The organism is Bellilinea caldifistulae, assembly GCF_001306055.1.
GTDB lineage: Bacteria > Chloroflexota > Anaerolineae > Anaerolineales > Anaerolineaceae > Bellilinea > Bellilinea caldifistulae.
Genome location: NZ_LGHJ01000017.1, coordinates 43,602 through 57,186 on the forward strand (window position 1 = coordinate 43,602; position 13,585 = coordinate 57,186).

General features: G+C 55.4%; 7 protein-coding genes and 1 tRNA gene. 5 read left to right on the forward strand and 3 right to left on the reverse strand.

The features are described 5' to 3' along the window. Positions 1–6: 6 nt before the first annotated feature. Together AC812_RS11360 and AC812_RS11365 are read right to left on the reverse strand one after the other, a co-directional pair. Entirely contained in the window at positions 7–5,928 is a 5,922-nt protein-coding gene (locus tag AC812_RS11360) for an Ig-like domain-containing protein (protein ID WP_061918545.1), read from the reverse strand. 202 nt (positions 5,929–6,130) lie between these two features. Beyond that, positions 6,131–7,741 (reverse strand): ABC transporter substrate-binding protein, encoded by a 1,611-nt coding sequence (locus tag AC812_RS11365; protein ID WP_061918547.1) that lies wholly within the window; start codon positions 7,739–7,741, stop codon positions 6,131–6,133. Positions 7,742–8,016: 275 nt separating this feature from the next. Between AC812_RS11365 and AC812_RS11370 the strand changes: the two genes are divergently transcribed. The 4 genes from AC812_RS11370 to AC812_RS11380 all read left to right on the forward strand — a co-directional run bounded on the left by AC812_RS11370 (position 8,017) and on the right by AC812_RS11380 (position 10,538). Next, positions 8,017–8,559 carry a phosphatase PAP2 family protein gene (locus AC812_RS11370; RefSeq protein ID WP_061918549.1) on the forward strand — a complete coding sequence of 181 codons (543 nt, stop codon included), beginning with the start codon at positions 8,017–8,019 and terminating at the stop codon, positions 8,557–8,559. Positions 8,560–8,667: 108 nt separating this feature from the next. Then, on the forward strand, positions 8,668–9,147 hold the full coding sequence (locus AC812_RS11375; RefSeq protein ID WP_145962579.1) for a hypothetical protein: 480 nt from the start codon (positions 8,668–8,670) through the stop codon (positions 9,145–9,147). A 45-nt stretch (positions 9,148–9,192) separates the two neighbouring features. After that, positions 9,193–9,286 (forward strand) — tRNA-Sec (locus tag AC812_RS17625). Positions 9,287–9,326: 40 nt separating this feature from the next. Then, positions 9,327–10,538 carry a site-2 protease family protein gene (locus AC812_RS11380; RefSeq protein ID WP_061918553.1) on the forward strand — a complete coding sequence of 404 codons (1,212 nt, stop codon included), beginning with the start codon at positions 9,327–9,329 and terminating at the stop codon, positions 10,536–10,538. Here the strand turns inward: AC812_RS11380 and AC812_RS11385 are convergent. After that, positions 10,507–11,643 carry an alanine racemase gene (locus tag AC812_RS11385; RefSeq protein ID WP_061918555.1) on the reverse strand — a complete coding sequence of 379 codons (1,137 nt, stop codon included), beginning with the start codon at positions 11,641–11,643 and terminating at the stop codon, positions 10,507–10,509. The genes AC812_RS11380 and AC812_RS11385 overlap by 32 nt on opposite strands. 23 nt (positions 11,644–11,666) lie before the next feature. Here AC812_RS11385 and polX point away from each other — a divergent pair, with 23 nt between their 5' ends. Beyond that, positions 11,667–13,400, forward strand: coding sequence for a DNA polymerase/3'-5' exonuclease PolX (polX, locus tag AC812_RS11390; protein ID WP_061918557.1), 1,734 nt, complete (start codon positions 11,667–11,669; stop codon positions 13,398–13,400). The last annotated feature ends 185 nt before the right edge of the window (positions 13,401–13,585 follow it).

A 13,585-nucleotide genomic window follows, 5' to 3' on the forward strand; every position in this document is an offset into this window, starting at 1 on the left:
CCTTGCTTATTCGATCTTGAACACCATGCCAGCCGTCCTTCCCTGAATGTCGGGGAAGTAATAAGCGTAGGCATGCGCCGGCAGCACCCGAAATTCACCTGCCTGCAATGGCATGAGCCGGTAAGTCAGCAGGTACGTCCCGGCCGGCACATATGCTCCCACCCAGCGGATGTGATCGTCGAAGATTCGCGGTTCACTGAAATGCCACCAGCCCCAGCCACGAAGGAAGCGGTCTTGATCCACAACCCCATTCTGCCCTTGTTCACTCCCTTGCCGGGTGGTTAGCAAGGTCGTATTCACAATTTCTGCACCAGCAGGAATGTAGTCTTCCACCACCAGATATGTGAGGTCCTCAGGTACGGTGATGGATAGTTGCACCTGCACAACCGGATTGCTCATCGAACGGTTAACGCCGGTAACCGGCGAGCAGGCATCCGCCCGGCAGTCAGCACCTTCCAGATAGTATTGCCGGCTAAGGATAATTCCGCCGTCCATGGCTTGTACCGTCTCGACGGGTTGACCGACATCGAGGATCGCCCGGTAATACAGACGCCCGCTGCCAGCCGACCGTTGAATCCGCAGGGCATTTCGGTTGGAGGGGAATTGAGTGATATTCACATCCGCCCGCACCGTGTTGAAAGATTGCGCCCCTCCTGCTTCTCCGCTGGCAATGGCTGCTCCGTTCAAAGTGGCCGAGAAGGAGTAGTTGCCTTGCAGCTCGCCCGTCGCCCGCACAGCCCGGCTGAGGGCAGCCAGCACCCACCCGCTGCCGTAACTGTTCAACCAGCCTTGCACCCCGCGTTGGAGAGTCAGATAACGCACCGCATCACCCACGAGGGGCGAGGCCGGATCCAGATCGAGCAGCGCCATTAAAACAATGGCTGTTGAAGCGTAAGTATTTGAAAAGCGGAACAGCGAGTTGTCTTCTTCCTGCCAGAAAACCCCATCTGCCGAGCGAACTGCCCCGCCCTGCAAGTCAGCCAAAATGGTCTGAGCCGATTGAGTATCACCGCTGCTGTTGAGCGCCATCGCCAGAAATGCCTGCCCCCACGGATTTAATCGTCCGCGCAAGCGCAATAATTCCGGCGGAACTGGATTCTGGCGCCCATGTTGATTGAGGACAAAGTAGGCGAAAGCCAGCTGATCCAGTTTGGCGGTTTCCTGCGCCATTTCGGGCGTGTAAAGACTGGCTGTAACAAAACGATTGACATCTAAAATCTGAAAAGGTTCAATAACAAAACCGGCTGCACCCGCCTGATCGAGCACCCACAAAGCATAGGTACTCAAGAAAAAGTCACTCGGTTCGCTGCTGATCCAGCCCCAGCCCCCGTCAGCCTGCTTCTTTTCAAACAAGCGGTCGAGGTCACGCCGGATGGCTTGCTGCAAGCGTTCGCTCAGGTCCGGTGCGGAGAAATTGGTCTCCCGGCTCAATTGATACACACTCAAATTCGCCGCCAGACGCGAGAGCAATACCTCGACAAAATCATCCGGATAACCTTCCAACACCTCCAAACCCGAAAAGACGCTACCCGCCAGATTGGGAGAAAGCTCAATCCGCAGGTTGCCCCCGGTTGGGGTGAACGAGCGCGGCAGAGTGACTACCTCCAAAACCTCTCCCGCCTCATCAAGAATCCCCCCCGTTACAAACGATTGGGGTGTGCTGTATCGGTGGATGGGTAAATTTTCATTAGAAAGCATTACCGCATCTTGCAGCCCCCCACCTTCCACACTGAAAATCAACGAAGCCGAAGGGACATCCTCGACTTTGACCCACCAGTTGACCCGTTGACGGTCATTGGCACTCAGCTGAAGCGCCTGCCGCTCCAAACCCGGATTTTCCAGCACCAGCCCGCTGCTCTGCAAACGAACGGTGACATCCAGTGAAGCATCCGTGTTGTTTTGAACCACAGCCCCTATTTCAACCCGGTCACCCGCCACCACAAAACGCGGCAGAATGGGCCGGATTAGCAAATCCTTGCTGACCAAAATCTCGGCAACTGCTTCCCCCACCCGCGCATCACGGGTCAGTCCGCGCACAAGGACCACCCATGTGGTTAAATTGTCCGGCAGGTTAAATTCCAACCGGGCAAAACCACTCGAATCGGTTTCCAGCGCCCCGACCCAGTAGGCGGTATCTCGAAAATCACTGCGAACGGGAAGCGGAGAGGCATCTCCCCCTCCACCGCCGCCTAAGCCGCGCGGCAGCAACGGGATGCGGCCGATATATGCCGCCATGGAACAGCTGGTGAATACCCCCAGCGGCTGATCCCCGTAAAAAGCGCTGAATATATCCGGGGCATTTGGCGTACTCAACGCAAAAATAGCCTTGTCCACCACGGCTACCGAGAACTCGCCCTGGAGCGGATTGCCGCGCTGATCCTTGACCTGTAGATCGAGCCGGGCGGTCTGGCGCGGTTCGAAACGGCTTTGTGGAGCAGCCAATCGTACATCCAGTTGAAACGCCTCTGGTTTCACCTTCAATTCGAGATAACCCTGCCTGAAATCCGGCTTGCCGGTTTCGTTCACCCCCAAGAGGGTAACCGAAACAAAAACATTGGGAGCAAATGCTTCCCCAATGGATAGATTTACCGTTTCGCCACCCTCGCCAATCGAAAGCACCTGATCGGTAATCACACCGCGCCGTTCGACACTGAGCCACGCCAGGGTATTTCCCTTCAACGGATTGGGAATGAAGATCTGGGCAGTATCACCCACAGCATATCCCTTTCGGTCGGATTCCAGCCGAATCTGCTGGTTGGGTAAACGCGGCCATGGAGCGGCTCCGGATCCCCCCACCCAAACCAGGGCTTGAGAGACCGCCTCCTCGCCCCGCACCTCCAATCGGTAAATACCCGGTTCCTGGGGTGTGAATTCGAGGGTCGCCAGGCCGTTGTTACCGGTGCGCAGGTCGGCTCCGCTGACCGGAGTGACCACCTCACGGTAGGAGACGGCTCCGGTTTCGACTTCGCTCCATTCCTGTACCCACTCAATTCGATCAAAGGATGCACTCAACGGGCGGTCTGCAATGGGTTGATTCTGCCAATCCACCGTCAGAACAGAAAAGATGAACGGACTGCCGGCCGGTTGCACCCAGCTTTCCGGGCGAATTCCAATGACAAAATCCGCAGGGTGCAGGACGGTTTGCGCTCGCTGAGACACGGGAAAGCCGCTTTCGTCCGTCATAGTCACTTCGAGGGTCAGAACCTTTTGGCGATTTTCTTCCATCAGTGCTGTGAGATTTTGGCTGAGGAAAGTCAACGGAAAACGCCCGTCCGTCCCGGTAATGCCGCTCCCCCCTATGATAAAATCCCCAAGCGGTAATTCCATCCGCATCCACCAGTCCGGTTCAAGCCAAAAGGTATCCACCCGACCCGAAACAAAGCCGCCCGGCAGGTCTGCTTCGGTGTTGCGGGCATACAATGACCAGCTGACATTGACCCCAGCAGCCAGCGCTCCAAAGAAATAATTGGCTGCCACCTCAGCGCGGATGTCTTCACCCGCCCGGTAATCGCTTTTGGAAAAAGCAACCTGCAAATCAATTTCCGGCTTGCGGTAGGCCGCCACCTGAAACTCAATCACCGAGTCGGGCTGATCCTCAATTTGAATGGTATATATCCCCGTTGGCGTGTCGGGCGGCAATTGCACCTGCCCGTACGCCGTACCATAAGGCGAAAGGCTCAGTTTTTGGGTTTCCAGCAAGGGTGTCCCCTGTTCGGGGGAGTAGCTGCCGTAAATTTTTACGGTAATCTCTTTCAAGTCGGCGGGCGGGTAGCGTGCATCGTTCCACTGGCGAACAACATAACGGTAGTAAACCATTTGCCCCGGTTGATAAATAGGGCGGTCGGTATAACCGTAGGTTTTGATCGGGGGTTGATCAAAATTGCTGTTAATTCCAAAGTTCCACGGGAAAATCCCACCATTCCATTCCGTGGTTGCCAGCGAAAAATCGGGGTCGCCCTCCTTTCCCAGCGTGACCACCAGCGTGCGGTAAGACCGGCTCTCGGTCAGGGAAATCCGAGCGATGCCCTGTTCATCGGTTTGGGCTTTGCCCAACTCCAATCCACTCCCCCCTTGGTACACGGTGACTTCACGCCCGCTCACCGGACGGCGGTTCAAAGCGTTGACCGCCCAAACCACAACCTCTTGCTGGCTTTCTTTGATGGTCAATTGAATGGGACTGACCACCATTAGCAAATTCACCGCTTGATAGGTTTCAGTAAATTGCGGCGAAGAAATACGAAACGCATAAAGACCGGTTTCCAGACCACTGCGATCCGCCTTGAGGGGAATTTCAATACCCTGACTGGTGTTCTGCGGTAAATTCAATTCAACCTGCCAGTTTTCCTCAAGCGGCAGCGAATCAAATGCGGGGGTGCGTTCGATGGCACGAATCACATCCAGCAGGGTTATTCGCGCCCGGCGGATACTCAACCCCTCCAGATTCGTGGCATAGGCTGGTAATGTGGTATCCCCCGGCAGGGCGTAATAGAGGGTGCCATATGTATTCTGGATGGGAATATTGAGGGTGGGAAGTGAATTACCGGCTTTGAAGGTGAAGGTATAATCCCGCCCGAGTGCCTGTCCCCAGCGGTCCTGGAGGTCTGCTTTCAGGGTCAAGCGGTAGGTTTGACCGCTCTTGAAGAAGCCGGAAATGTACAGAAAACCGGCCTGCTCATCGCTGAAAAGGAAGAAATTACTGATTTTTGGTTCAAGGAGTACCCGATCATTCAAGTTTTGAGTGCGTGCCAGAGGGGCAGAAAATTCCACCAGCAGTGAGCCGTAATCGCCAAATACTTCCAGATCTTCCCCGTCTGCGGGGGTGGTGGAAACCACCTGAAATTGCCCCACCGTTCGAAAGGATTGGTTCAGTGTTTCCTCAATGGTTACTCCGCCCAAGGCTTCAACCCGATCCATCTCAACCACATATTCCCGATTTCGATCCAGCAACTCCTGAGGTTTAACGGCTACCACCGAATCGCGCTCGCTCCACTCATAGGTTAGATTAACCGGGCTGCCATCCTGCCTCCGCAGGCGTAAACCCTGCTCGACACTTCTCCGGTTCATGGGTTGATTGAAGGTCAGGCGAATCTGAACATCCAGCGGTTGTGCCCCTTCCAAAGGCGGTTCAATGCCGATGAGTGCCGGTTTGACAGTACTGAACTGCCAGTTCATCAATTCAGCATCCGGCAAGGACGTCCCATCCACACCCACCAGTGTGGTATTCATCACAACCTGATAGGTCTGACCACCTTCCAGTGCCGGGCGGGGGGTGAACACGTACGTGCTGGTATTTAACCAGCGTCCTTCCCCTTCGGCGGCTGGCTGCAGGGAAAACGCCGCCGGTTCGGCTGAGCCCACTTCGCCCAACTCGATCACCGGACGATTGAAGGAAACCGCCACAATTGAGGTTGGATCTAAATCCTGCACATCCGGTTGGGGGAGTCGTTCGGTGATGCGCAACTCACCTGCGGTGCGAAATTGGTAAGAAAACGCACGGAGCAGGTTATTGCCGCTGCGGTCTTTTGCGGTTGGCTGCAGCGTGAGCGTAAGTGGCGTATCCAACGGCAGGGCCTGATCCGGCACAAAACGCACCGATGTGTCATCCAACCACTCAAAACGGCCCGAGGTGACCGGACGGATCTCCAGAGCGCCCTCTACGGAAGGGCGATCCATCGGCTGATCAAAAGTCACAACCATCCCCTCGCGAGGGTTGATGATACTGCCCGGTTCGGGTTGAACCTCTAAAACTGTTGGGGGCAGTCCCTCTTGGAGCACAGGCAGCCGGGTAGGCTGAGCCACTGTCTGAGTCGGCAGGGTCGAATTGGTCGTTCCACCAAATGGCAGATTGCAGGAAAGACCCACAACGGCCATCAATCCAAACAAGGTCATCATCACCCGAAACAAACCCGGTTGAGTATGGTTTCTCATGGGGGATCCTCCGTAAACACCGCTCAATCCACTGGCGAACTAACTTTACTTTACCACAATTTGAGGGGGAAAACTCCCATCGAATTTATTGAGGCAAACCGCAATAGTTTTCAGGATAGACGCTCTTGAGTCGGTTAAAGTTTCAGAAAAGGGGCTGCCTGTTTTTCAGGCAGCCCCTGCTGTCGGAATCCCACCATCCCCATCAAGGTTGATTGAGGAATGCGCCGAAAAAGCGCCGGAACAACTGGAATTGGCCGCTTTCACCGGTATGATTGGGATTTTGAGCATCCCAAATGGCGGCAAAAGACGCAACCACATCATTGGCATTCAACAAAGCCCCATTGGTGAATCGGACACCATAACGCAGGTTGAAAGTCCATTCGGTCGCGTTTGGATTGGAAGACCATGATTCCGCCAACCCCGGCCGTAGACCAACCCCATCAAACTTGTTTTCGACCAGTGTGGAATACAAGAGACTGGTCACACGGAAGGTCGTCCACTGGGTGGCGTCCGCTGGCCAGAGCGATTCTGGTTCAGCCGATTGGAGAAAGACCAGCGTTCCATCGGGGGTGATCACTTCCGGCAGATTTTCCAGATAGGCATTCACCGCAGCCCCCTGCACCTCGCGGCGAAAAACCGCAGCAGTGCGCACGTGGGCAAGCGGGATTGCGGGTGTGTGCATTCGCAGCATCTCGTTGATTCGGTTGTATCGGTTTTGGCGCTGGTCAGGATCACTGGTACGCCCGGCTTCGTTTGCCATGAACTGAATATCCGGATAGACATTCCCCAATAGTTGGGCATTGGACGAAAAAATGGTTGAATAAAGGCTGTTGGGGTCTGCGTAATCGGCAGACCACGAGTAAAGGAAGAACGCCTCGTTTCCGGCCTGAACCGATTGCTCGAATTCGGCTGCCTCCATGCGGTTGAGACGCACATTGATACCGTACGGCAATAACTGCGAGCGAATCGTCTGGGCAATCCGGTGCGGGTCGGGCAATAATTCATTGCCCTGCGAAGAATAGGAAAGGATCAATTCCTGTTCAAAATCAAAGTTTGCCCGGCGGAGTAAATCCAGTGCTTGCTGCGGGTCATAAGGCAGCCAGGCATACAGCGGGGTGTAACCCACCCCAAAAACCGGGGAAAGGAATTGTTCGGCTACTTCGGTGCCGACCGGGTAAATCGTATTGACGATCCTCTCCCGGTCAATCAACATACTGATCGCTTGACGAACCCGTGCATCGTTAAACGGCGCAAAGCGGTTGTTCATTCCAATAAACGCCAGATTCAGCGCAGGGCGATAGACTAAATTCAAGGAACTATCTTGATTAATGCTGTAAAAGGAATTGGGGTCGGGCGAGTCCATCGCATGGGCTTTTTCAGTGCTGACCTCAACCAGCCGCGAGAGCGAGGTGGTCGCCCATCGAAAGGTTAGGGATTCAATCCGGGGTGGCAAACCCCAGTAGTCCGGATTCGAGCGGAGAACCAATCGCACACCCGGCACATATTCCGCTACCTCATAAGGCCCGCTGCCGTTTGGCTGGCGGCTCATTGCCTTCGAGTCCCCCCGGTGTTCATTCAGATACTCATCATCCTGAATTGCAAAAATTGGAAATGCCAGTTTTGCCGGAAAAGCCGGATCGGGGTTGCACAATGTAAAGCGCACAGTGTAATCATCCACAGCCTCCACTGCGCGAATCGCTCCACCGTAGGAACAATCCTGAGCCCGTACCCGCTGTAAATTGACGGAGGCCTGCACCTGTTCAACTTGCAGGGAAAGCGGCTGACAGGCGCTTAATACGAGACTGATCGTCAAAAGAAGAATGCTTATCCAACTTGAACTTTTCCTGATGAGGAACGTAGATGAACGCTTCATTAGACGCCCGGCTCCCTTTGAATGGGTGGTGATTCCTGATAATCCTCCGGATTGGTCAACATTCGCAACCACGGAGATTGAGCTCCAAGGTAATTATACGGGAAGAGCAGCCCTTTGGAATTGACAAATCAGTAAGGTGGCTGCTGGTCAACTTTTCCTAATCAAGGTATACTCCCTTTGGGATTTCAGCATAGAGGTTACGGGGTTTTCTTCGAATGATGCAAAAATTGATCCAACTGGATGTGAACCTGTCCAATCGGTTGCGCATGGAAGTGGACGAATCCTTCCGGTGGAAACTGGTGGCATTTTTAGCCCACTCTGGCGATTCGTGGTTTTGGCTGCTGGGTTTGGGGGTCGTCTGGTTGTTTTCCAACGCATGGAGGGGATTTTCGGCCTTTTTAATCCTTGATATTCTTCTCCTGGCCGCCCTGGTGATGGGCATCAAATTCCTGGTGCGCCGTAACCGCCCACCGGGTGAATGGGGCAGCATTTACCGCAACACTGACCCGCATTCCTTTCCCTCCGGCCATGCTGCCCGGGCAGTCATGATTGCTTCGGTAGTGGCAGCCAACGCTCCTCTGTGGGTGGCAGCCTGTGTGGTGGTTTGGGCGGTACTGGTCAGCCTATCGCGCATTTTTACCGGTATGCACTATGTATCGGATGTGGTAGCCGGTATGGCACTGGGTCTGCTAAGCGGAGGGGTGTTCCTCTCGGCAAGAGAGTGGATGCAGGCCGTTATACCTTTCCTGTTCGGGTAGTTCCAACCCATGTTCAGGCGCGGATTTTTCTCCCCTCACGGGTGGATCACAATCGGCTTTGGGTTCTTCCTGCTTTGCGCCTGTCAATCCCCATCACTGGAAATACGCGTGGAAAATCAGAGCAGCCTGCCAATTTGCGAAATCTACTTTTCGCCACACCAGCAAACGGATTTTGGCGAAAATCAGTTGCCCGAAGGGGAGTGGATCGCCGGTGGCAGCAGTCAGACTTTCACCCTCGAAGCCGGAGTGTACGACCTGTTGATACGCTCCTGCTCGGAAGAGACCCTCTACTCCGCTGCCCAAATTTCCCAAAACCGTTCCATCATCATCGGCAGCCAGGGGAACGCTCTGTTTCGGGTGACCAATCAAACCACGCAGGAAATTTGCTACCTTTACATTTCCAGTAACGAAGAATGGGGGGACGACCGCCTGGGTAAGGTCGAGAGCATTCTGCCTGGCAGTAAGCGGGTTTTCTTTTTACCGCCTGACATCTACCATGCCCGGGCATTGGATTGCGGCGAAAATGTCCTTGCCGAAATTGGAGAGGTCAACCTGAGCGACTCGTTCGAGTGGGTGATCTCCCCTTGAACAGAGAATTTGACGAATACGGCGCGCTGGAGTATGCTTAATGGCGGGAGTGGTCGGGTCCCGGTGGGCTCCCCGGTCTTCAAAACCGGTGGCGGGCCGCGTTGCGGGCCGCGGTGGGTTCGACTCCCATCCATTCCCGCCTGATTAATGATGGTTATCCTCAACAGGGACAATGACTCATGGAAGATCAACCTTTGCTGTATGAACGAGTCGAACTGGCTGTACGCCGGGTCTTCTTCATTGAAGACACCACCTATGGAGATGAACGCAAAGGGTTTGTAATCAAATATCATGGGCGGATCATCCTGCCAGATACCGCCGAAGCCTATGACCGATTGGCTGAAGCGGTCGCTCCGTTGGGTTTAACCCCCCTGTTTCGTTATGAAAACAACCGCCAAACGGTGATTTTTGTAACCAGCCGGCAAGCTCCGCGCCCTTCCAATCCTCGCACCAATCTGATCTTCTTCATTCTCACCCTGATCAGCGTGTGGTTCACCGGCGGAATGCTTAACTTACAGGAAATGCCGGCCAATGCGATCGAATTCGTCTGGGCAATCATCAGCGGCGGCTGGCCGTTTGCAATCAGTATGCTGGCAATCCTTACGGCCCACGAATTCGGACATTATCTGGTGGGCAGGCGGCACGGTGCCGCCGTCAGCCTGCCCTACTTTCTGCCGCTGCCATTCCCACTCAGTCCGTTTGGAACGCTGGGCGCCTTCATCAACATGAAAGAACTGCCTAAAAACCGACGGGTGCTGATGGACATTGGAATTGCCGGCCCGCTTTCCGGCCTGGTCGTAGCAATTCCGGTATTATTGATCGGCCTGTCCCTTTCCACACTTTCTCCACTGCCGGCAGCGCCCCTGGGCAGCGGACTGGGACAAACGCAGCTGGAAGGCAATTCCATTCTTTACCTGCTGCTCAAATTCGTGGTCTTCGGGCAGTTTTTACCAGCACCGGCTGATTACGGCGGACTTCCCCCGCTGCTTTACTGGCTGCGCTATATTTTCACCGGACAGCCGCTGCCGTATGGCGGGCTGGACGTTCTGCTGCACCCCGTAGCGTGGGCGGGCTGGGGCGGTATCCTGATCACTTCGCTGAATCTGATTCCTGCCGGTCAACTGGATGGCGGCCACCTGCTCTATGTCCTTTTCGGACGGGAACGTGCCCGGCGTATTTACCCGCTGGTACTGCTGGCACTCGGCTTGTTGGGGTTCGTCTGGTCGGGCTGGTGGCTGTGGGCTGTGTTGATCTTCCTTTTTGGACGGGTGTATGCCGAGCCGCTCGATCAGATCACCGAACTGGATCCGCGCCGTAAACGTCTCGGATGGCTGACCCTGGTGGTGTTCCTGCTGGTGTTCACCCCCGTCCCGCTGGTGCTGATGCCCTGACAAAGGTCTCAATCCATTCGCCCTGCAAGGTCCGGTAAACACCCAGTGCCGAGACGGTCAGGCAGACATGCGCAGGGATCACCCCGATCAAGCCGCCAATTGTAAGAGAAGAAAAAACTTCTGGGGGCAAACGGACGATTCCATGTTCCTGGGAAAGCCGCACCAGCGCGCCACCCGGAATGCGCGGCGACCATCCCCGCTCATTCAGCAGCACGGCCCAGCCATAAGCGGCTATGCCATTTTCTGTCACGCTGTCTTTGGAAAAGTGAACCGCGCCCCCGTAGATTACCGCCTCTTGTCGTTCGGGGTGGAAAGCCACCAATGGGCAGGCAACCACTGCGGCTATGTCGGCCTCCCGGCAGGCTCCCAACTGTGCCATCTGAGCATCGTAAAAGACAAAATTACCCGGGCGGATTTCATCAACCCCTTCAAAATTATCACTCAGGCTGCAACCGGGGGTATCACCCACCGATACTTCCAGACCATCAATGCCGTTCTGCTCTAAAAATTGGCGCACCTGGTTCATGCGCTGGTTGCTGCGTCGAAACCGCTGCACCACTTCGTCCGGGTTTTGGCTTTGATAGGTCTCCCCGGCGTGGGTCAACAACCCACGCAGATTCAAGTGAGGCTGCTGCCGAACGTGACCGGCCAAATCCAGAACAGCGTGGGAATCATTCCATGCCAGACCTGTGCGTCGGCTGCCGCTGTCAATCTTAATCCACACATCAACCGGCCTTTCCACCGCATCCGCAAGTGCTTCAACATGCCCGGCACACTCCACCAGCACACCCAGCCGGATGAATTCGCTCAACCGGCGCACCAGATTGATCTGGCGTAAATTGAGGGGAAACGCAACCAGTATGTCTTTCCAACCGTGTCCGGCAAAATACGCTGCCATCTCCAGCGAGGAAACGGTAATTGCCTGAATACCAAACGGCCGAAACCACTCACCTGCTTGCGCCGATTGATGGGTCTTGAAATGGGGGCGCAAGCGTACCCCCGCCGTATTGGCCTTTTCGACCATGCGTTGAATGTTCTTCTGAACACGCTGGGGATCGATCAACAGCGTTGGACGAGAAATATCGGGATATAAGGTTGGGTTCATGGCTCTATTGTATAATAATTGGCATGAATAATCAGCAATTAGCCGAGATTTTTGAGCGTATCGCCAATTTGTTGGAAATCAACGGCGAAGTGGTCTATAAAACCCTTGCCTATCGGCGGGCTGCCGAAAGCCTGCGGGCTTATCCGCGTGAAGCCGAGGAACTGTACCGCGAAGGTAAACTGACGGAAATTCCCGGCGTTGGCAAAGCCATCGCCGAAAAGATCGAAGAATTGCTCACCACCGGCAAACTGGGCTTTCTGGAAAGACTGGAGCAGGAAGTTCCCCCAACCTTGCTGGAATTGCTCGAAATACCGGATGTTGGCCCCAAAAAAGTGGCTCTGTTTTGGAAACAAGCCGGCATCACCTCCCTGATGGATCTGGAATCGGCTGCGCGGGATGGCCACCTTCGCCGCCTTCCGGGAATCGGCGAAAAGTCCGAGCAGCGCATCCTCGCCGGGATTGAGGCGCTGCGCAGGCGCAGCAAACGCATGTTACTTGGCACGGTGCGCCCAATTGGCCTGCGCTGGTTAAACTGGCTGCGGGGACTTCCCGGTGTGCGGGAGGCCGAGCTGGCTGGCAGCCTGCGCCGCTGGAAGCCGACCATTGGAGACCTTGATCTGGTGGCGGCAGCCGATGATCCGGTGGCTGTAATGGAGGCTTTTGTCCATCATGATGAAGTTGTGCGGGTGCTGGCACATGGTGAAAACAAATCCAGCATCGAGCTGAGCAACGGCTTGAATATCCAGCTCTGGATTCAACCACAGGCGAAATTCGGTTCACTGCTCCAATTCGTGACCGGTTCCAAAGATCACAACGTGCGCCTGCGCGAACTGGCCCAGCGGAAAGGTTTTTCCCTCTCCGAGCATGGGCTGACCACCCCCGACGGCAAGGAGCTATTCTTTGCCAACGAATCCGACCTCTATCAGGCCCTTGACCTGGAATGGATACCACCGGAACTGCGAGAAGATCGCGGCGAGATCCAGGCAGCTCTGGAACACCGTCTGCCGGATCTGATCAGTCCAGCCGACCTGATTGCCGAATTGCACAGCCACACCACCTGGAGCGACGGAGCGCTGAGCATTCACGAGATGGCCAGGGCAGCCAAAGCACGCGGCTTGAAGGTGCTGGCAATTACCGACCACACCCATTCACTGGGCATCGCCAACGGGCTGGACGCCGACCGCCTGCGCCAGCAGCGCAAAGAAATAGACGCCGTCCAGGCAATGCTGGGCGAGGAGTTGACCCTGCTGCAAGGCGCCGAGGTTGAAATCAAAGCCGATGGTAGTCTGGACCTGGCCGATGATGTGCTGGCCGAGCTGGATATTGTGATCGCATCCCTGCATGTCAGCCTGCGCCAGCCGCGCGAGGAAATCACCGCCCGCTTGCTGCGTGCCATCCGCAACCCGCACGTGGACATCATTGGTCACCCCAGCGGGCGTTTGCTTCCCAACCGCGAAGGCGCGGATTTGGATTGGGAAGCGATCTTAACCGCTGCCCGCGAAGAAAATGTTGCCCTCGAAATTAACGCCAATCCCTCACGACTGGATCTGGATGAAGTACATGCGCGTCGGGCTGTGGAACTGGGAATCCTGTTGAGCATCAACACCGATGCTCACAGCCCGGCGGATCTGGAGCTGGCAGAATATGGGGTTTCGGTCGCACGGCGGGCCTGGGTGAGCGCCGCTCAAGTGTTGAACACCCGCTCTCCCGCCGAAATTCGCCGCTGGCTGGCTGAACACCGCCACAAATCCGGCTAGACAAGCCACCCAATAGCACCGGCTCGTACCCACGCATTGGCAAGCGGGGGCTTACTTGCATTCAACCTTGCTAACAGGGTTGAAAAGTAAGGTATTACCCACATCTTGCGTCTGATAAGACAGAATAACCCATATTCTGCCTTGTTCTTTTCGTAGAATTCCACCGGCCTGTTTCATCGGGCCAA